Below are 20,747 nucleotides of genomic sequence, written 5' to 3'. Positions count from 1 at the left end.
GGAGCCCCGCCGGACGGGGGCCGCGCAGGCAGGCTGCCGTTTTCGTCCCCTGTCCGATCGGCCAATCCGGCCCCATCCGCGGGCCGATCGGCCACAATGGACGCATGTCGGCGCGTCTGCGCGCTGCGCCCGCCAGCATCGTTACCGGATCGATTTCATGGGATACCCGTTCGCCACCGCCGCCCTCGGCCCGCTGCTGTTCCTCCAGGGGCGCCACGTGCGCCGTGTCACGCCGCGGCTGCCCGAGGCGGCCGGCCCGCGCGACGGCGTGGCCGGCGACGGCCCGCCGCTACGCGTGCTGGTGGTCGGCGATTCGGCCGCCGCGGGCGTGGGCGTCGCGTCGCAGCACGACGCGCTGTCCGGGCAGCTGGCGCGCTCGCTCGCGGCCACCCACCGGGTCCGCTGGAAGCTGCTCGCGCGCACCGGGCTGACCACGCGGGAGCTCGTCGACTGGCTCGCGACCGAGCCTGCCGAGCCGTTCGACGTGGCCGTGACCTCGCTCGGCGTCAACGACGTGACGGGCGGCGTGCCGCCGGCCCGCTGGCAGGCGCAGCAGGCCGAACTCGTGCGGCTGCTCGCCGCGCGCTTCCAGGTCGGGCACGTGATCCTGTCGGCGGTGCCGCCGATGGAGCGCTTTCCGGCGCTGCCGCAGCCGCTCGCGTGGTATCTCGGGCTGCGCGCGAAGCGGCTCAATGCCGCGCTCGCCGACTGGGCCGCGACCCAGCCGAACTGCACGTTCCTGCGCGTCGCGCTGCCGCTCGAACGCCACCTGATGGCCGCCGACGGCTTTCATCCGGGCGCGGTGGCCTGCGCCGCGTGGGCCGCGCAAGTGGCCGACGCACTGCCGCGGCAGCGGGCGCCGGGTCACGCGGCACGCTGACGGACTGCCGGCCGGCGGTCCCATGCCGCCGGCGGCACGACCAACCGCGCGCCACCTTCCGATGCCGCGCCAAACGCCGGCCACAACCGCGCATCCGCCGCCTCCTGCCGCGCGTTTTGCCGACGGCCGCGATGCGTGCCGCCGCGCCATGCCAAAATAGCCGGTCATCCACGCGCCGCCACGGCGCGCCATCCTTTCGTTTCGTACGCAGCCAGGGATTGCCATGTCGTCATTGCTCAGGATTGGTTTGATGGGTTTCGGTTTCGCCGGCGCGACGTTCCACGCGCCCGTGATCGCCGCGAGCGGCCGCACGGAGGTCGCCGCGATCGCGACGGGGCAGCCCGATCGCGCACGCGCCGCGTATCCGGGCGCGCGCATCGTCCCCGATCTCGATACGCTGCTCGGCCTCGACGATATCGACTGCGTGGTGATCGCCACGCCGAACGACACCCACTTCCCGCTCGCGCGCCAGGTGCTCGAAGCCGGCCGTCACGTCGTCGTCGACAAGCCGGTCACGCTCACCGCCGACGAGGCGCTCACGCTCGCGCGGCTCGCGAACGCGCGCAGCCGCCTGTTCGCGCCGTTCCACAACCGCCGCTGGGACGGCGACTTCCTCACCGTGCGCCGCATCGTCGAATCCGGCGAACTCGGCCGGCTGACGTATTTCGCGTCGCACTTCGACCGTTTCCGGCCGACCCCGCGCACGCGCTGGCGCGAGGAGCCCGCCCGCGGCGGCGGCCTGCTGCTCGACCTCGGCCCACACCTGATCGACCAGGCGCTCGCGCTGTTCGGGCTGCCCGACACGGTCAGCGCGACGGTCAAGACGCGCCGCGACAACGGCACGGCGCCCGATTTCGTGCACCTGCTGCTCGGCTATCCGGACAAGGACGTCGCGCTGCACGCGAGCGCGCTGTCGGCGATCGAGCCCGCGCGCTTCACGCTGCACGGCACGTGCGGCAGCTATCAGAAGTTCGGGCTCGATACGCAGGAAGACCAGTTGAAGGCAGGCCTCACGCCCGATCACGTCGAGTTCGGCGGCGGCAACCCGCCCGGCGTGCTGCGCACGCTCGAAGGCGAGGTCGAGGTCGAGCGGCCGGTGCCGACGCTCGACGGCCAGTATGCGGAGTTCTATCGCGCGCTCGCCGCGTCGGTCCACGACGGCGCACCGTTCCCGGTCACGCCGCAGGACGCGGTCGACGTGATGACGATCATCGAGCTTGCCGCGCAGAGCGAGCACGAAGGCCGTCGGGTACCATTCGTGCGCCGCATCGTCTGACGGCCGCCGGCCGGGTCGATGCCGCCCCGGCCACAAAGCCGCCATCCCGCGGCAATCCGCGCCATTGCGCGCCGCCCCGCACGCCGGCGGCGGCCCTGCGTCAGCCCCACGGCGCCCTGCCCCGAACATTCCGTTACAAATGGTGCGGGAACGAAAGTCAGCGGTCGGCCGGTCTGACGCGTTTCTCAAAAAGTCGATCCGACTCCAAACCGTCAGGAGAATGTGATGCAACGGTTGATTCGCGCAGCGGCATGCTGCGTCCTGGTTTCCTCGCTCGCCGCGTGTGTCGTGCAACCGCAGCGGCCGGTCCGGCAGGCGCCGCCGCCTCCCGCGCGACCGAATCCGCAGGTCATCGCGAACGAGCGCATGCAGGAGGTCCAGGGCCGGATCGACAACCTGCACCGCCGGATCGACACGCGCGTCAACGGCGGCTACTACCCGCCGCCGTACGGCGCGCAGCTGCACCACCGCCTCGACGTGATCCGCCAGGAAGCGAACGACATGTCGACCCAGCACAACGGCGGCCTGTCCGGCGACGAGCAGCGCGTGCTGAACCAGGAACTCGACACGGCCGCGCGCGCGATCGGCGAGTGACGCCGGCGCCCGCCCGCGCCGGCAAAAGCGGCGGCGCCCCACGCCGCCGCTTGTCGCGAAGCGACATTCTTTTGCTCAAATTGACAACGCCCACCCGCTCGCGTACAGTCGCCCGCACGCGTCGGGAGAGCGTGTGACCGCGTAGCTAGGAACGCCGGTCGCGCCGCCGAAGGGGCACACCCGCAAACTCTCAGGCAAAAGGACCGACCGCGTCGGGGAATCCCGTCCGCGCATTGCGCGGGCCGCACTCCCCGCACTCTGGAGAGCGGCAGTAGCCCATTGCGCCCATGCGGCGCGGGCAAGCTGCCCACCGAAGGGGCGCGCGTTCGCAGGCTCACGGCCGCAGCGCAATCTCTCAGGTATCGAGGACAGAGGGGCATGGACTGGATCGCTCGCAGGCACACGGCCGCGACGGTCGGCACATGGCCGTTCTGACCCGCGCGCAAGCGCCTTGCCTGAGGCCTCGATGACTGCACTGAATCACACCCCGCTCAACGCCGCGCATCGCGCGCTCAATGCCCGCATGGTCGACTTCGGCGGCTGGGACATGCCCGTCAACTACGGCTCGCAGATCGAAGAACACGAAGCCGTGCGCACCGACGCCGGCATGTTCGACGTGTCGCACATGTGCGTCGTCGATTTCACCGGCAGCCGCGTGCGCGCGTTCTTCGAGCACGCGATCGCGAACAACGTCGGCAAGCTCAAGACCCCCGGCAAGGCGCTCTACTCGTGCCTGCTCAATCCGCAGGGCGGCGTCATCGACGACCTGATCGTCTATTACTTCACCGAAGACTTCTTCCGCGTCGTCGTCAACGCCGGCACGGCCGAGAAGGACATCGCGTGGTTCAACCAGCTCAACGAACAAGGCGGCTACGGCCTGACCATCGCGCCGCGCCGCGATTTCGCGATCGTCGCCGTGCAGGGCCCGAACGCCCGTGAAAAGGTCTGGACGACGGTGCCCGCCGCGCGCGCCGCCACCAGCGAACTGAAGCCGTTCAACGCCGCACGGGTCGCCGGCACGCCGTTCGGCGAGCTCACCGTCGCGCGCACCGGCTACACCGGCGAAGACGGCTTCGAAGTGATCGTCCCGGCCGTGCACGTCGAAGCGCTGTGGACCGCGCTGCAGCAAAACGGCGTGCGCCCGTGCGGGCTCGGCGCGCGCGACACGCTGCGCCTCGAGGCCGGCATGAACCTGTACGGCCAGGACATGGACGAGACCGTGTCCCCGCTCGACGCCGGCCTCGCATGGACGGTCGACCTGTCGGCACCGCGCGACTTCGTCGGCCGCGCCGCGCTCGAGCGCGACGGCACGCGCGCCGCGTTCGTCGGCCTGATCCTGCAAAAGGAAAACGGCAAGGCGGGCGGCGTGCTGCGCGCGCACCAGAAGGTCGTCACGCCGCACGGCGAAGGCGAGATCACGAGTGGCACGTTCTCGCCGTCGATGCAGGAATCGATCGCGTTCGCACGCGTGCCAGCGGCGGTCCACGTCGGCGACACCATACATGTGCAGATTCGAGACAAGCAACTGCCCGCGCGCGTGGTAAAACTGCCGTTCGTGCGCAACGGCAAGGTCCTCGCTGCGTAACGACCGGGGGGCCACCTCCCGGCAAGCCGGGAAATGGCGCCCGGCGCAACCCCATCCGGCGCGCCCAGGCGGCGCGCCAGCATAACGAACATACCTTTTATCCAGGAGCATCCGATGAGCAACGTCCCGGCCGATCTGAAGTACACCGACGAACACGAGTGGATCCGCACCGAAGCCGACGGCACGCTGACGGTCGGCATCACCGATCACGCGCAGAGCACGCTCGGCGACATCGTCTTCCTCGAGCTGCCGGCAGTCGGCAAGTCGGTGAGCGCGGGCGACGCAGTCGGCGTCGTCGAATCGGTGAAGGCAGCATCCGACATCTACTCGCCGGTGTCCGGCGAGATCATCGCCATCAACGAAGAAGCCGCCGACTCGCCGGAAGAAGTGAACAGCGACGCATACGCCGTGTGGCTCTTCAAGATCAAGCTCGCGGACGGCGCATCGACCGACAAGCTGATCGACGCCGCTGCATACAGCAAGCTGATCGACTAATTTTCCTTACCCGAACCGCGCGCGGCCGGCCAGCCAGCCGGCCCGCGCGGGACCAGAGTCACGCCATGAAGCTCGAACACCCGGACCGTCTGATGAACCGCACGCCCCTCTCGCTCGCCGCGCTCGAAACGCACGACGCGTTCGCAGAACGCCACATCGGCCCCGATGCCGCCAGCCAGCAGGCCATGCTCGACACGCTCGGCTTCGCGTCGCGCGCCGCCCTGATCGACGCCGTGATCCCGGCCTCGATCCGCCGCGCCGAAACGCTGCCGCTCGGCCCGTTCGCGCAGCCGAAGAGCGAGGCCGAAGCCCTCGCCGCGCTGCGTGCCCTCGCGGACAAGAACCAGGTGTTCCGCTCATACATCGGCCAGGGCTATCACGACACGCACACGCCGGCCGTGATCCTGCGCAACGTGCTCGAAAACCCGGCGTGGTACACGGCCTACACGCCGTACCAGCCCGAAATTTCCCAGGGTCGCCTCGAGGCGCTCCTGAACTTCCAGCAGATGGTCGCCGACCTCACGGGCCTCGCGATCTCGAACGCATCGCTGCTGGACGAAGCCACCGCCGCGGCCGAAGCGATGACGCTGCTGCAGCGCACCGGCAAGCCGGCGTCGAACGTGTTCTACGTCGCCGACGACGTGCTGCCGCAGACGCTCGAAGTGATCCGTACGCGCGCGCTGCCGGTCGGCATCGAAGTGAAGACGGGCCCGGCAGCCGACGCCGCGCAGGCCAACGCGTTCGGCGTGCTGCTGCAATATCCGGGCGTCAACGGCGACGTGCGCGACTACCGCGCGCTCACCGAAGCGATCCACGCGGCCGGCGGCCATGTGGTCGTCGCGGCCGACCTGCTCGCGCTGACCGTGCTGACGCCGCCCGGTGAATGGGGCGCGGACGTCGCCGTCGGCAACACGCAGCGCTTCGGCGTGCCGATGGGCTTCGGCGGCCCGCACGCCGCGTATCTCGCGGTGCGCGACGAATTCAAGCGCCAGATGCCGGGCCGCCTCGTCGGCGTGACCGTCGATGCACAGGGCAAGCCCGCGCTGCGCCTCGCGCTGCAGACGCGCGAACAGCACATCCGCCGCGAGAAGGCGACGTCGAACGTGTGTACCGCGCAAGCGCTGCTCGCGATCATGGCGAGCATGTATGCGGTCTACCACGGCCCGCACGGCCTGAAGACGATCGCGCTGCGCGTGAACCGCATCGCGGCGCTGTTCGCCGCCGGCGTGAAGCAGCTCGGCTTCGCGCCCATCAACGACACGTTCTTCGACACGCTGACGATCGACACCGGCGCGCGCACCGCGCAGGTCCACGAATTCGCGAAGGCCCGCCGCATCAACCTGCGCCGCGTGAGCGACACGCAAGTGGGCGTGTCGTTCGACGAAACGACGACCCGCGACGACCTCGCCGCTCTCCTCGCCGTGTTCGCGCAGGCCGCGGGCGGCACCGCACCGTCCGTTGACGCGCTGGACGCGGGCCTCGCCGGCGTCGCCGCGCTGCCGGCCGGCCTCGAGCGCACGAGCGCGTACCTGACGCACCACGTGTTCAACCGCCACCATTCCGAGACCGAAATGCTGCGCTACCTGCGCAGCCTGTCGGACAAGGATCTCGCGCTCGATCGCTCGATGATCCCGCTCGGCTCGTGCACGATGAAGCTGAACGCAACGTCGGAAATGCTGCCCGTCACGTGGCCCGAGTTCGGCAGGATCCACCCGTTCGCGCCGGCCGAGCAGACCGTCGGCTACCGCGAGATGATCGACCAGCTCGAGCAGATGCTCGTCGCGGCCACCGGCTACGCGGCCGTGTCGCTGCAGCCGAACGCCGGCTCGCAGGGCGAATACGCGGGCCTGCTGATCATCCACGCGTACCACGCATCGCGCGGCGAAGCGCATCGCGACGTGTGCCTGATCCCCGCTTCCGCGCACGGCACGAACCCGGCCTCCGCCCACATGGCCGGCATGAAGGTCGTGGTCGTCGCGTGCGACGCCCAGGGCAACGTCGACATCGCCGATCTCAAGGCGAAGGCCGAGCAGCACGCGAACGACCTCGCGGCGATCATGATCACGTATCCGTCGACGCACGGCGTGTTCGAGCAGAACGTGCGCGAGATCTGCGAGATCGTCCATGCGCACGGCGGCCAGGTGTACGTCGACGGCGCGAACATGAACGCGATGGTCGGCCTGACCGCGCCGGGCCAGTTCGGCGGCGACGTGTCGCACCTGAACCTGCACAAGACCTTCTGCATCCCGCACGGCGGTGGCGGCCCGGGCGTCGGCCCGGTCGCGGTCGGCCCGCACCTCGCGAAGTTCCTGCCGAACCAGCGTTCGACCGGCTACACGCGCGAAGAAAACGGCATCGGCGCGGTGTCGGCCGCGCCGTACGGCTCGGCGTCGATCCTGCCGATCTCGTGGATGTACATCGCGATGATGGGCGCGAAGAACCTGACCGCCGCCACCGAGACCGCGATCCTCAACGCGAACTACATCGCGAAGCGCCTCGCGCCGCACTACCCGGTGCTGTATTCGGGCCCGGGCGGGCTGGTCGCGCACGAGTGCATTCTCGACCTGCGCCCGATCAAGGAAACGAGCGGCATCAGCGTCGACGACGTCGCCAAGCGCCTGATGGACTACGGCTTCCACGCGCCGACGATGAGCTTCCCGGTGCCGGGCACGCTGATGGTCGAGCCGACCGAATCTGAATCGCAGGAAGAACTCGACCGCTTCATCGCCGCGATGATCGCGATCCGCGAGGAAATCCGCGCGGTCGAGGAAGGCCGCGCCGATCGCGAGGACAACCCGCTGCGTCACGCGCCGCATACGGCCGCCGTCGTCACCGCGAACGAGTGGCCGCACGCGTACTCGCGCGAGCAGGCCGCGTACCCGGTCGCATCGCTCGGCACGAACAAGTACTGGCCGCCGGTCGGCCGTGCGGACAACGCTTACGGCGACCGCAACCTGTTCTGCTCGTGCGTGCCGATGTCGGACTACGCATAACGCCTGCCGCACGCCGGAGTCCGATCGTGACCACACCGCACGCAACCGTCGGTTGCGTGCGGTTTTTGCATTCGCCGCCCGGCCAATCGATTCACGCTCGCCCGCCAATCCGGCTAACATCACACGCGATCCAGCCAATCAAGGAGTTCCGCATGGTGCGTCCGATGTTTCCGGGCCAGGGTGCAACGCAGGAGCGGCCGCGCACGCGCCGCTTCGTGCCGCTGCTCGTCGCGTCGCTGTCGTTCGTCACCGTCGGCCTCGGCACGGCCGGCAGCGCGCGCGCGGCGATGAATTTCTGCGCGGCGCCCGCGTTGCAGGCGAGCGAGACGATCCAGGCCGAGCCGGGCGTGCAGGCGCTGATCCGCAGCGTCGACGCGCGCATCGGCGAGCAGCCGAAGGCGATGCCGCGCGTGCACACCGAGGGCACGCTGCCGCACGAAGGCATCTACGACCAGAGCGCCGACGCGCTGAAGGACATGGAGCTGATGCGCGACGCCGCGCTCGCGTGGCGCGTGACGAATGCGCCGCGCTACCTGCAGCTCGTCGACCGCTTCCTGTCCGCGTGGGTGTCGACCTACCAGCCGAGCTTCAACCCGATCGACGAGACGCGCTTCGACAGCCTGATCGTCGCGTACGACATGACGGCGAGCGCGCTGCCGGTCAAGACGCGCAACGCCACCGCGGCGTTCATCGCGAAGCTGGGCGCCGGCTATGTCGCGCAGATCGACGCGCAGAAGCGCCCGCTCACCGGCACGTGGCGCAACAACTGGCAGAGTCACCGGATCAAGCTGATCGCGCTGTCCGCGTTCACGCTCGGCGATCGCAAGATGATGAACGCCGCGCAGCGGCTGTTCGTCGAGCATCTCGCCGACAACATCGGCCCGGACGGCAAGACCTGGGATTTCGACGAACGCGATGCGCTGCATTACGCGGTGTACGACCTGCAGCCGCTGGTGACGGCCGCGCTCGCCGCGCGCCGCTTCAACCGCAACTGGCTGCGCGAGCGCGGCGCGAACGGCGCGTCGCTCGCGGCCGCGCTCGACTGGCTCGTGCCGTACGCGCTCGGCGAGAAGACCCACGAGGAATTCGTGAATTCGCCGGTGCCGTTCGACGCGAAGCGCCGCGAAGCCGGCTTGCCGGGCTACACGGGGCAGTGGGACCCGAAAAACGCCACCGAACTCTTTCATCTGGCCGCGCGGCTCGACGGGCGCTATGCCCGTGTCGCGCGGCAGTTATCCGTCATGCCGCCCGCATGGCTGGCCGCGTGCCTGCCATTGCAGGCGCGCTAGCATCATTCTCAAAGCAAGGCAGATATCAAAATGGCAGTCAGCGTGTTTGACCTCTTCAAGATCGGCATCGGCCCGTCCAGTTCGCATACGGTCGGACCGATGCGCGCGGCGCTGATGTTCGTCCAGGGCCTCGAGCGCGACGGGCTGCTCGACGCGACGGCCAACGTGAAGGTCGAGCTGTACGGGTCGCTGGGCGCGACCGGCAAGGGCCACGGCACCGACCGCGGCGTGATGCTCGGCCTGCTCGGCGACGCGCCCGACACCGTCGATCCCGACACGATCGACGCGCGGCTCGACGACGTCCGCAAGTCGAAGCAGCTCGCGCTGCTCGGCACGCATCCGGTGCCGTTCGTGCTGAAGGAGCACATCGCGTTCTACCGGCAGGCGCTGCCCGAGCACCCGAACGGGATGAAGCTGCGCGCGTCCGACGCGAACGGCGACGTGCTGGTCGAGCGCACCTACCTGTCGGTCGGCGGCGGCTTCGTCGTGACGGCCGGCGCGCCGAACACGAAGGTGCTGAGCGCGGCCGAGCAGATGACGCACCCGTTCCGCACCGGCGCCGAGCTGCTCGCGCTGACCGAGGCGACCGGCAAGTCGATCGCGCGGCTGATGTGGGAAAACGAGCGCGCGTGGCACACCGAGGAAGAGACGCGCGACGGGCTGCTGAAGATCTGGGCCGTGATGCAGTCGTGCGTGTCGCGCGGCTGCGGGATCGGCAATCCGGACGCCGACGGCAACCTGCCCGGCCCGTTCCAGGTGAAGCGCCGCGCGCCGCAGCTGTATCGCACGCTGACCGGCAACCCGGAACAGGCGCTGCAGGATCCGCTGTCGATGATCGACTGGATCAACCTGTATGCGATCGCCGTCAACGAGGAAAACGCGGCCGGCGGCCGTGTCGTCACCGCGCCGACCAACGGCGCGGCCGGCATCATTCCGGCGGTGCTGCACTACTACACGCGCTTCACGCCGGGCGCGAACGAACAGGGCGTGATCGACTTCCTGCTGACGGCCGCAGCGATCGGCATTCTGTACAAGCTGAACGCGTCGATTTCGGGCGCGGAAGTGGGCTGCCAGGGCGAAGTGGGCGTCGCGTGCTCGATGGCGGCCGGCGCGCTCGCGGCCGTGCTCGGCGGCACGCCGCGCCAGGTCGAGAACGCGGCCGAGATCGGGATGGAGCACAACCTCGGCCTCACCTGCGACCCGGTCGGCGGGATGGTGCAGATCCCGTGCATCGAGCGCAACGCGATGGCGTCGGTGAAGGCCGTCAACGCGGCGCGCATGGCGCTGCGCGGCGACGGCTCGCACTACGTGTCGCTCGACTCGGTGATCAAGACGATGCGCGAGACGGGCGCCGACATGAAGACGAAGTACAAGGAAACGTCGCGCGGTGGCCTGGCGGTGAATATCGTCGAGTGTTGATGCGGTAAGGTCCGCGAGCGTGTGCTGCATCACAGTGGCTCACGCTCGCTCCATGCGTTTCCTGGTCGTTCCTTTCGCGATCCGACACTTTTCACCGGCCGGCGTACCGGCGCCCCGCCAACCGGCGTAAGCTGTACGTCCCGCTACCAAGGAGACGGCAGCCCATGTCGCATTCCAAGGATCTCGAGCAGAGCGCCACCACCGGCGCGCGACTGCTCGTCGATGCGTTGCTCGCCAATCACGTCGAACGCGCGTTCTGCGTGCCGGGCGAGAGCTTCCTCGCCGTACTCGATGCGCTCGCGGATCACACCGCGCGCATCCAGACGGTCGTCTGCCGCCACGAGGCGGCCGCCGCGAACATGGCGGAGGCGGTCGGCAAGCTGACCGGCCGCCCCGGCATCGCGTTCGTCACGCGCGGGCCAGGCGCGACCCACGCGTCGATCGGCGTGCACACCGCGTTCCAGGATTCGACGCCGATGATCCTGTTCGTCGGCCAGTGCGCGCGCGAGCACCTCGACCGCGAAGCGTTCCAGGAAATCGACTACCGGCGGATGTTCGGCCAGATGGCGAAATGGGTCGCGCAGATCGACGACCCGCGCCGCATTCCCGAATACCTGAGCCATGCGTTCCACGTCGCGACCGCCGGTCGCCCGGGCCCCGTCGTGCTCGCGCTGCCGGAGGACGTGCTGTCCGAAGCGTGCGCGTCGCAGCCGGTCGTGCCGGCCGCGAAACGCGTCGCGGCGTCGCCGTCGGCCGCGCAGCTCGACGAACTGCGCGAACGGCTCGCGCGCGCGGAACGGCCGTTCGCGATCGTCGGCGGCAGCGGCTGGACGCCCGACGCATGCGCGAACCTGCGTACCTTCGTCGAGCGCTGGCAACTGCCGGTCGCATGCGCGTTCCGCTTCCAGGACACCTTCGACAACGCGCACCCGAACTACGCGGGCGACGTCGGCCTCGGGATCAATCCCGCGCTCGGCAAGCGGATTCGCGACGCCGACCTGCTGCTGGTGCTCGGCCCGCGCCTCGGCGAAGCGACGACGGGCGGCTACACGCTGCTCGACATCCCGAAGACGCGCCAGACGCTGATCCACGTGCACCAGGGCGCGGACGAGCTCGGTCGCGTGTATGCGGCCGACCTGCCGATCGTGTCGGGGATGCCGGAGATCGCGGCGCCGCTCGCCGCGCTCGAGCCGCCGGCGCACCTCGCATGGGCCGGCACGGCCGCCGACGCGCACCGCGCGTACCGCGAATGGCATGCGCCGCTGCCGATGCCCGGCGACGTCCAGCTCGGCGACGTGATGGTGCAGCTGCGCGAGCGCCTGCCGCACGACGCGATCCTGACCAACGGCGCCGGCAACTACGCGATCTGGCTGCATCGCCACTTCGCGTACCGGCATTTCCGCTCGCAGCTCGCGCCGACCAGCGGCGCGATGGGTTACGGGCTGCCCGCCGCGCTCGCCGCCAAGTCGCTGTATCCGGAGCGGGCGGTCGTCGCCCTTGCCGGCGACGGCTGCTTCATGATGGCCGGCAACGAACTCGCGACCGCGATGCAGTACGGGCTGAACATCGTCGCGATTGTCGTCAACAACGGGCATTTCGGCACGATCCGCATGCATCAGGAGCGCAACTATCCGGGGCGCGCGCACGGCACGGGGCTCACGAACCCCGATTTCGCCGCGTATGCGCGCGCGTTCGGCGCACATGGCGAGACGGTCGAGCGCACCGCCGACTTCGCGCCGGCACTGGAGCGCGCGCTGACCTGCGGGCTGCCGGCGCTGATCGAGATCCGCATTCCGCAGGACGCCAGCACGCCGGCCGCGACGCTCGAGCAGATCCGCGAGCAGGGCCGCCGGGCGCGCGGCGCATGATCATGGGCATGCACGCCGCACCGGCCAGTCTCGCGTTGTCGCACGACGACGCGCTCGTCCTCCCCGGCACGCTGCTCGCGCCCGACGGCACGCTCGTCGCGCCGTACGACGTCGAGCACGGCAGCGATCGCGCGGAAGGCTGCGTGCCGGCCGCGGCGGCGCTCGGCCTGCTGCATGCCGTTCATCGGCCGTTCCGGCGCGATTACGGCCGTGCGTCGGACGTGCACGTGATCAACGGGATGGGTGTCGCACTCGGCGACTCGGTGATCGGGCTGACCGCGCTCGCCGCGCTGCGCGCGATGCATCCCGGCGTGCGCTTCACGCTGTACCGGCCGGCCCGCGCACCGCGCTACGTCGAAGCGCTGTATGCGCTCGCAGCCGACGTCGTCGCGCCGTCACGCGCGCTGCCGTACGCCGCCGACGCGCTGCCCGCGCACGCGCCGTGCATCGATCTCGGCAATCACCTGTACTGGCCCGCGTTCGCACAGCAGCCGATGATCGATTTCTTCCTCGACGCGCTCGGGGTGGATCCGGCCACGGTGCCGGCCGCCGCGAAGCGCAATCGCTGGCTCGCGCGGCTGCCGTTGCCCGCGCTGCCGGCCGAATGGCAGCGGCCGTACGTACTGTTTTGCCCGACGGCGAGCACCGCGGTGCGCAGCGTGCCGTCGGCGCTGCGCGCGGCATTCGTGGAGCGGCTCGTGCAGCGTTACGGGCTGCCGGTGGTCGGGTTCGGTCCGATCGCGCATCCGGCCTACGTCGACGTGAGCCGCCACGCGCCCGACACCGCGCACTTCATTGCCTGGGTCAAGGGTGCGAGCGTGCTGTTCGCGCCCGACACGGCCGCGCTGCATGTCGCCGACGGCTTCGACGTGCCGACGCTCGCTTGTTTCACGACGATCGGGCCGGCGCTGCGCGTGCGCGACTATCCGCACTGCGTGCCGGTCGAGCTCGATGTGCCGGCCGAATTGCGCGGGCTGCATCGCAGCGAGCGGCCGGAGGATCTGACGGCGGTCGAAGCCGCTTACCAGGCGATCGACTGGGATGCGCTGTCGTGGCCGCCGCCGCGCGAAGCGGGCGCCGCGGCCGAATAGAAAAACGGAAGTCGCCGGAAAGATCGAACCTTCAGCGGCCTGCACACGCCGCCGCCACCACGCTTACCCGGCCGCGACCATCACGGCGCGGTCGCGCAGCGTCTCCGACGGCCGCTTGCCGAACAGCCGCCGGTAGTCGGTCGCGAACTGGCTCAGATGCCAGAAGCCCCACGCCTCCGCGACGTCCTGCACCGAACCGGCCGCCCGCCCGCACAGGTCGCGCCGCGCGCCGTTCAGCCGCAGCGTGCGCAGGTAGGTCGCGGGCGCCATGCCGAGCACGTCCTGGAAGCAGTACTGCAGCGTGCGCCGGCTCACGTGCAACTGCTCGCACAGCTCGGGCACGCCGACCGGGCGCGTACGGTGCGCCAGCACGTACTCGCGCGCCTGCTCGACGATCCAGCGCCGTGTCGACGGCGCGCCGCCCGCGCCGTCGTCGGCCGGTTGCGCGCATGCATCGAACAGCGCGCCCAGCACCTCGGCCTGCAGGTCGTCGCGCTGCGCGTCGGGCAGCGGGCCGCCGACGGCCGCCGCGTCGTCGAGCCGGCGGCCGAGCAGCGCGCAGAGGCGCGCGAGCCGCGTGTCGCCAACCTGAATCACGTGTTGCGTGAACAGCCGCTCGTCGAGCGCGCGGTGCTCGACTTCCTCCGCGTAACGGCGCAACACGTCGCCGCGCACGACGACGCCGTAGATCGAGAACTGCGCGGGCGTCAGCAATTCGAATTCGACGTTGCCGGGCCGGAACGCGAGCGCGCCGGGGCCGATGCGGCATGCATCGACGCGTGCGGTGCCGTCGCTCACCAGCGGGATGCCGAACCAGTACGCGTCGCCGCGCACCTCGCACGCCTGGCGCAGCAGGTGGCTGGTCGATTCGCGAAACAGCTTCATCGTGTCGAGCGGCAGCTCGGTCAGCGTGCCGACGAAGCGGCCGGCCGCGAGCTGGTCGTAGGTCTGCCGCCAGCCGATCAGGTTGCGCGCCTGCTCGTCGGCGTCGTGCGCGACGCTGACCACGGCCTGGCCGGCCAGCGCATCGTCACCCTGCGCGCTGCACCGCGTGTCCTCGGCCGTCGGTTCGGCCATGCACTCCGTTCGTTGCTCCATCGTGTTCTCCTCACCTGCCCGGGACCGCGTCCATCACGCAAGTCCCGTGCCGAACCGCGCGGCCCGGCGACAAGCCCGTCATTGCACGCCGTACGGCCGCCGCGCGCCATGCGGGCGCACCCGGAGGCGGCGTGCCGCGCACCGCGCGGGTGCGGCATGCATGCCGCCGGCGGCCCGGCCACGCGCTAGGTGCGCGGCTGCAGCCGCACGACGCGCGTGCCGCAGTTGCCGTACGCCTGCGCGACCGCCAGCTCGACGATCGGGCTCCCGGCCGGCCAGGGCGCCGCGTCCGCTTCCGGCAGATCGGCCCGCAGCGTCGCGCGGCCGTTGATCCGGTAGCGGATGCCGCGCACGAAATCGATGAACAGCAGCCCGACGCCGCGGCCGTCGCATTCGCGCGCATCGATCCGGTCGCCGTCGCCGCGCGGCGGCGGCAGCGCGAAACGCAGCGTCTTCGTGTCGATCACGCGCACGACCGGCCACAGATCGCCGTTCGCGTCGCGCACGCCCTGCACGATGTCGCAGGTCACGCGCGTCGGTTCGCCGCCAGTCGTGCCGACGAACATGAACGGCTGCGACTCGACGAACTGGCGCACGCCGATGCTCAGCCGCGTCGTCACGACGTCGCTCATCCGCTCGGCTTCGTCGGCAACGCCGAACCGGTGATGCGCGTCGAGCTCGCCTGCGTGGAACACCGGGTGGCGTGGATAGGATCGGGATGGTTCTGCCATGCTGGTTTTCCGTCAGGCCCACCGCTGCGCGATGCGGCCGCGCGACTGCCGGGGGGTGGGCGACGCCGCGAGTCGAATGTCTCGAGGCGAAAGCGGCGAAGTGCCGGGCGAGCGGCCGGCGGCGCATTGCATCGCTGCGGGCACTGCTCGGCGACGGCGGCCAATGCGTCACCCGAGCGTCGACCCTTGCGCGGAATCCGCAATTGGCAACCGGAAATCGTGAACCGGCAACCGAACCAGGCAGCATTCCCCCGCCGCCCGGCCGGCCCCGGCACTTCGCCCCCTGCTTCGGCGATCAGAAGAACCCGAGCGCCTCGGCCTGGTAGCTGACCAGCAGGCACTTCGTCTGCTGATAGTTCGACAGCGCCATCTTGTGCGTCTCGCGACCGATGCCCGACTGCTTGTAGCCGCCGAACGCCGCGTGCGCCGGGTACAGGTGGTAGCAGTTGGTCCACACGCGGCCGGCCTCGACCTCGCGGCCCATCCGGTACGCACGCGTGCCGTTGCGCGTCCACACGCCCGCGCCGAGCCCGTAGAACGTGTCGTTCGCGAGTTCGATCGCTTCCTGCTCGTCCTTGAACGTCATCACCGACGCGACCGGCCCGAAGATCTCTTCCTGGAACACGCGCATCTTGTTGTTGCCGAACAGCATCGTCGGCTTCACGTAGTAGCCCGTGCCGAGATCGGCGCCCGGTGCCGTGCGCTCGCCGCCCGTCAGGCATTGCGCGCCTTCGTCGCGGCCGATGTCGATGTACGACAGGATCTTGTCGAGCTGCTGCTGCGACGCCTGCGCGCCGATCATCGTCTGCATGTCGAGCGGGTGGCCGGACTTGATGCGCTCCACACGCGCGACGGCCTTCTCGATGAAGCGTTCGTAGATCGATTCCTGGATCAGGATCCGCGACGGGCACGTGCACACCTCGCCCTGGTTCAGCGCGAACATCGCGAGGCCTTCGAGCGCCTTGTCGAGGAACGCGTCGTCCTGGTCGAGCACGTCCGCGAAGAAGATATTCGGGCTCTTGCCGCCCAGTTCGACCGTCGACGGGATCAGGTTGTCGGCCGCCGCTCGCAGGATGTGCTTGCCGACCGGCGTCGAGCCGGTGAACGCGATCTTCGCGATCCGCTTGCTGGTCGCGAGCGCTTCGCCCGCTTCCTTGCCGAAGCCGCTCACGATGTTGATCGTGCCGGCCGGGAACAGGTCGCCGATCAGTTCCATCAGCACCATCACCGACGCGGGCGTCTGCTCGGCCGGCTTCATCACCACGCAGCAGCCGGCCGCGAGCGCCGGCGCGAGCTTCCACGCGGCCATCAGCAGCGGGAAGTTCCACGGGATGATCTGGCCGACGACGCCGAGCGGCTCGTGGAAGTGATACGCGACGGTGTTGTCGTCGATCTCGGAAATGCCGCCTTCCTGCGCGCGGATGCAGCCCGCGAAATAGCGGAAATGGTCGATCGCGAGCGGCAGGTCGGCCGCCATCGTCTCGCGCAGCGGCTTGCCGTTGTCGATCGTCTCGGCCACCGCGAGCAGCTTCAGGTTCTTTTCCATCCGGTCGGCGGCGGCAAGCAGCAGGTTCGCGCGCTCGGCGACCGACGTCTTGCCCCACTTGCGGCGCGCGGCGTGCGCGGCGTCGAGTGCGACCTCGATGTCGTCGGCGCTCGAGCGCGGCACGCGGCAGAACGGCTTGCCGTTGATCGGCGACACGTTCTCGAAATACTCGCCCTTCACCGGCGGAACCCACTTGCCGCCGATGTAGTTGTCGTACTGCTGACGGTACGGATATTCGACGTCGAGGCCCAGTTGTTTCAGGTCAAACGGGTTCATACATGTCTCCTGTTCATCGTGCTTGTGTGAATGCAGCGCCGGTTGGATCGCGCTGCACGGTTTACGCAACATGCGTGCCACACGGGCCGAAAACGGAACAGGAGCGGTGCGTCCGGCCGCCCGCCGGGCGCGGTGCCGGCGCACGGAAAACGAGTGTGCCGATTCTGAACACCGCGACGGCACAGCGGCGCGGCGGGTGTTCGGATTTTTCACAGCGCACCTGTGCAGGCGTCGCCGCGCGCCACGCGCGCCGCATGGCATGTCGCTTGCGTGAGCAACGCAAATCCGCACGCCGCGGCCACGCGCCGACCAACACCATGAACGATTCGGGCCCCCTCAGCGACGATGCCGTCGCGTTCATCCGCGAACAGGCGTTCCTGCTCGTCGCGACCGCGAACGCGGCGGGCGACAGCGACTGCTCGTATCGCGGCCGGCAACCGCGCGCGGACGGTTCGTTCGCGCCGCTCGTCGACTTGCCCGATCGCCGGACGCTCGTGCTGCCCGACTTCGCGGGCAACAACCTGTTCAACACGATCGGCAACCTGCTCGTGAATCCGGCGATTGCGCTGCTGTTCGTCGATTTCGTCCGGCAGACGACGTGGCTCGTGCAAGGGCGCGCAACGATCGACGAGGACGCGGGAAGCCACGCGCACCTGTGGCCGGCTGCGCAGCGTTACGTGATCGTCGAAGTCGAAAGCGCACACGCGCGCGCCGAAGCGGGACTGCCGCCGCTCGTGCTGGCGTGACGGCGCGATGCGGATAGTCGCCGGCATGCGGCCACGGCGATGAAGGCATGCGCGTGCGCTGTCGCTGCCATCGCCGCACTCCGGTGCTGGCGTGACGGCGCCGTGCGGATAGCCGTCGGCATGCGGCCCCGGCGATGAAGGCATGCGCGTGCAGTGTCGCTGCCATCGCCGGAATCCGTCGCCCCGCCGACACCGTGCTCAGCGCCCGTTTGCGTCCGCACACGCCGGTTCGCTCCGGCGTCGCACCGGCGCTTCGCCATGCGCCGGCTCACCTTCATCGCCGCGCCCTTGCGCAACCGCCGGCCGCGCGCCAAGAAACGCGAACACGACGCCCGCGCACAGCACCGTGACGACCGCGAGGCCGATCAGCAGCCGGTCGAACGCGTGCGTATAGCTCGCGAGCAGCGCCGCACGATCGACGCCCGGCAACACGGCCGCCGCGCCGGCGAGATCGCCGGTCGCGAGCCGCGCGGCGGCCCGCAGCGTCGCGCCGGACGTGCCGGACATGCCCGGCGCCAACCGCCGCAAATCACCATGCGCGAACGTCGCGAGCACTGCGCCGACGATCGCGAGCGCGATCCCCTCGCCCGCCACGCGCGTCGTGCTGAAGATCCCGGTTGCCATCCCCGCGCGCTCCTTCGGCACGACGCTGACCGACAGCCCGTCCATCAGCCCCCACGGCATGCCGGCCCCGACGCCGATCGCGAGCATCGGCGCGATCGCCGCCGGCCCCGCGCCGCCGCGCAGCGCGACGTCCAGCCACACGAGGCCCGCCGCCGCGAGCAACAGCCCGAGCCCCGAGATCACGCCGGCCGACAGCCGGCGCGTGAGCGTCGCCGCGACGAACGGCACGACGAGCATCGGCGCGGAGATCGCGAGCATCAGCCAGCCCGCGTCGATCTCGCTGAAACCGTCGATGCCGATGAAGCGCAGCGGCAGCACGACGAGCAGCACGATGTAGCAGCAGCAGGTCGACACCGGCAGCACCTGCACGCCGACGAAGCGCGGAATCCGGAACAGCGACAGGTCGAGCATCGGCCGCGCGACGCGCGTCTCGATCGCGACGAACGCGCACGCGCCGAGCGCCGCGCCCGCCAGCAGCGCGACGACGAGCGGATCCGTCCAGCCGCGCGCGGGCGCCTCGATCACGCCGAACGTGAACAGCGTGAGCGCGGCGGTGAACGCGATCGTGCCGGGCCAGTCGAGCCCCGTCGCGTGCGGATCGCGCGACTCGTGCATGCGCGGCAGCCCGAACGCGAGCGACAGCGCGCCGGCCACCGCGCCCGTGACGAAGATCGCGCGCCAGCCGTAGTGCGCGATCAGGCCGCCGGCGAGCACGGGCCCGAATGCGAGCCCGATCCCGAACGTCGTGCCGAGCAGGCTGAACGCACGCGTGCGCGCCGCGCCGTCGAACTCCTGCGCAAGCGCGGCCGTGCCGCCCGCCAGCGCCGCGGCCGCCGCGAGCCCCTGCGCGGCGCGCAGCAGGTCGAGCGCGAGCATCGACGGTGCGAACGCGAGCGCGACCGACATCAGCGTGAAGCCGCCGACGCCGATCGCGAACACGCGCTTGCGGCCGAACTGGTCGGCCAGCGCGCCCGCCGCCATCAGGAAACTGCCGAACGCGAGCATGAACGCGTTGGTGATCCAGTTCATCGCGACCGGGCCGCCGTGCAGGTCGCGGCCGATCGCGGGCGTCGCGACCGCGCCGCCCGAAAACGACAGCGGCAGCGCGACGGCGGCCATGCAGACGGCGGCCAGCACCCATGCGCGCCGGCGCGCCGAGCTGGCCGAATCGGGTGAAAACGGGTGATCCATTATCGCTCCTCGAAAAGCGGGCGCGGATGCGCCGCCAGAGCGATCAAAGATAAATCCGATTCAATCGACGAAAAACTGTGCAAGATTCCGGATATAACGGACTAATATTCTGCAATCTGCCTCTTCGTCTCTTCTTGCTGGCGCGCTTATGTCGATGGAAAACCTGAACGGCATCGCCGCGTTCGTCCGCACCGCCGAGGCGCTCAGCTTCGTCGCGGCCGGCCGTGCGCTCGGCATTTCCGCGTCCGCCGTCGGCAAGACGATCGCGCGGCTCGAGCAGTCGCTCGGCGTGCGCCTGTTCAACCGCACGACCCGGCGCGTCACGCTGACCGACGAAGGGCGCCATTTCTACGAACGCTGCCAGCGGATTCTCGAGGATTTTCGCGATGCGGAAGCGACCGTGACGGCCTCCGCGCAGCACCCACGCGGCAAGCTGCGCGTGAGCCTGCCGGTGATCGGCTACCGGTTCCTGCTGCCGGTGCTGCCCGAATTCAGGCAGCGCTATCCGGACGTCGAGCTCGACCTGGATTTCAACGACCGGATGGTGGACGTCGTCGAAGGCGGTTTCGACGCGGTGATCCGCAGCGGTCCGCTGTCGGATTCGAGCCTGATGTCGCGGCGGCTCGGCCCGTTCGCGTTCGTGCTGTGCGCGACGCCCGCGTATCTCGCGCAGGCCGGCACGCCGCGCGCGCCGCACGATCTCGAAGCGCACGATTGCGTGCGCTACTGCTTCCCGACCACCGGCAAGCTGCAGGACTGGGCGCTCGCCGCCGCCGACGGCACGCCGCTTAAGCTGCGCACCGCGATGACCTGCAACAACATGGAAGCGCTGCGCGGCGCGGTCATGGCTGGGCTCGGCATCGGCTACATGCCCGACTTCCTCGCGCGCGACGCGCTGGACACCGGCGCGCTCGTCACCGTGCTCGACGACTACCGGATCGCGCCGGGGCAGTTCTCGATCGTGTGGCCGTCGAGCCGGCAGTTGTCGCCGAAGCTGCGCGTGTTCGTCGACTTCCTGTGCGAGCGGCTGTTCAAGTAGACGGCT

The 20,747-nt window shown here is 70.0% G+C and carries 16 protein-coding genes and 2 riboswitches; of the genes, 12 read left to right on the top strand and 4 right to left on the bottom strand.

Translation table 11 applies throughout. The features are described 5' to 3' along the window. Positions 1-157: 157 nt before the first annotated feature. From BAMB_RS00680 to BAMB_RS00635, 10 genes are all read left to right on the top strand, one after another. A complete protein-coding gene (locus BAMB_RS00680; RefSeq protein ID WP_011655656.1) occupies positions 158-880 on the top strand; it encodes an SGNH/GDSL hydrolase family protein in 723 nt (240 codons plus the stop codon). A gap of 223 nt (positions 881-1,103) precedes the next feature. After that, positions 1,104-2,156 carry an oxidoreductase gene (locus BAMB_RS00675; protein WP_011655655.1) on the top strand — a complete coding sequence of 351 codons (1,053 nt, stop codon included), beginning with the start codon at positions 1,104-1,106 and terminating at the stop codon, positions 2,154-2,156. Positions 2,157-2,381: 225 nt separating this feature from the next. Further along, positions 2,382-2,750, top strand: coding sequence for a hypothetical protein (locus tag BAMB_RS00670; RefSeq protein ID WP_011655654.1), 369 nt, complete (start codon positions 2,382-2,384; stop codon positions 2,748-2,750). 112 nt (positions 2,751-2,862) lie between these two features. After that, positions 2,863-2,966: riboswitch (glycine riboswitch) on the top strand. A 32-nt stretch (positions 2,967-2,998) separates the two neighbouring features. Then, a riboswitch (glycine riboswitch) is annotated at positions 2,999-3,132 on the top strand. An 84-nt stretch (positions 3,133-3,216) separates the two neighbouring features. Further along, positions 3,217-4,335, top strand: a complete 1,119-nt coding sequence (gene gcvT / locus BAMB_RS00665; RefSeq protein WP_006754102.1) for a glycine cleavage system aminomethyltransferase GcvT — start codon at positions 3,217-3,219, stop codon at positions 4,333-4,335. A gap of 114 nt (positions 4,336-4,449) precedes the next feature. Next, positions 4,450-4,830, top strand: a complete 381-nt coding sequence (gene gcvH / locus BAMB_RS00660) for a glycine cleavage system protein GcvH (RefSeq protein WP_041491064.1) — start codon at positions 4,450-4,452, stop codon at positions 4,828-4,830. A gap of 65 nt (positions 4,831-4,895) precedes the next feature. Further along, a complete protein-coding gene (gcvP, locus tag BAMB_RS00655) occupies positions 4,896-7,823 on the top strand; it encodes an aminomethyl-transferring glycine dehydrogenase (RefSeq protein WP_011655652.1) in 2,928 nt (975 codons plus the stop codon). Positions 7,824-7,975: 152 nt separating this feature from the next. Further along, complete coding sequence (locus BAMB_RS00650; protein ID WP_011655651.1) at positions 7,976-9,112, top strand: alginate lyase family protein; 1,137 nt, start codon at positions 7,976-7,978, stop codon at positions 9,110-9,112. A gap of 30 nt (positions 9,113-9,142) precedes the next feature. After that, positions 9,143-10,531, top strand: coding sequence for an L-serine ammonia-lyase (locus BAMB_RS00645; protein ID WP_011655650.1), 1,389 nt, complete (start codon positions 9,143-9,145; stop codon positions 10,529-10,531). A 164-nt stretch (positions 10,532-10,695) separates the two neighbouring features. After that, positions 10,696-12,399, top strand: coding sequence for a thiamine pyrophosphate-binding protein (locus tag BAMB_RS00640; protein WP_011655649.1), 1,704 nt, complete (start codon positions 10,696-10,698; stop codon positions 12,397-12,399). Then, positions 12,396-13,490, top strand: a complete 1,095-nt coding sequence (locus BAMB_RS00635) for a glycosyltransferase family protein (protein ID WP_011655648.1) — start codon at positions 12,396-12,398, stop codon at positions 13,488-13,490. Before BAMB_RS00640 ends, BAMB_RS00635 begins: the two co-directional genes overlap by 4 nt. Positions 13,491-13,553: 63 nt before the next feature. On the opposite strand, the gene BAMB_RS00630 is transcribed toward BAMB_RS00635, so the two are convergent. The 3 genes from BAMB_RS00630 to exaC form a co-directional block, all read right to left on the bottom strand. Further along, positions 13,554-14,588, bottom strand: coding sequence for a helix-turn-helix domain-containing protein (locus tag BAMB_RS00630; protein ID WP_011655647.1), 1,035 nt, complete (start codon positions 14,586-14,588; stop codon positions 13,554-13,556). 185 nt (positions 14,589-14,773) lie between these two features. Then, on the bottom strand, positions 14,774-15,319 hold the full coding sequence (locus BAMB_RS00625) for a hypothetical protein (protein WP_011655646.1): 546 nt from the start codon (positions 15,317-15,319) through the stop codon (positions 14,774-14,776). A gap of 295 nt (positions 15,320-15,614) precedes the next feature. Next, positions 15,615-17,141, bottom strand: coding sequence for an acetaldehyde dehydrogenase ExaC (exaC, locus tag BAMB_RS00620; RefSeq protein ID WP_011655645.1), 1,527 nt, complete (start codon positions 17,139-17,141; stop codon positions 15,615-15,617). 317 nt (positions 17,142-17,458) lie between these two features. Here exaC and BAMB_RS00615 point away from each other — a divergent pair, with 317 nt between their 5' ends. Next, entirely contained in the window at positions 17,459-17,887 is a 429-nt protein-coding gene (locus BAMB_RS00615) for a pyridoxamine 5'-phosphate oxidase family protein (RefSeq protein WP_011655644.1), read from the top strand. Positions 17,888-18,085: 198 nt separating this feature from the next. On the opposite strand, the gene BAMB_RS00610 is transcribed toward BAMB_RS00615, so the two are convergent. Next, the gene (locus BAMB_RS00610; RefSeq protein WP_011655643.1) at positions 18,086-19,702 is read right to left on the bottom strand and encodes an MFS transporter; all 1,617 of its coding nucleotides are present in this window, start codon (positions 19,700-19,702) and stop codon (positions 18,086-18,088) included. A gap of 154 nt (positions 19,703-19,856) precedes the next feature. On the opposite strand from BAMB_RS00610, the gene BAMB_RS00605 reads away from it, so the two are divergent. Beyond that, positions 19,857-20,741, top strand: coding sequence for a LysR family transcriptional regulator (locus tag BAMB_RS00605; protein WP_041491305.1), 885 nt, complete (start codon positions 19,857-19,859; stop codon positions 20,739-20,741). Positions 20,742-20,747: the final 6 nt, after the last annotated feature.

It is taken from the genome of Burkholderia ambifaria AMMD, from assembly GCF_000203915.1.
GTDB classification, from domain to species: domain Bacteria; phylum Pseudomonadota; class Gammaproteobacteria; order Burkholderiales; family Burkholderiaceae; genus Burkholderia; species Burkholderia ambifaria.
The sequence above is the reverse complement of the archived record's forward strand: the minus strand, read 5'-3'. Positions and strand labels throughout refer to the sequence as shown.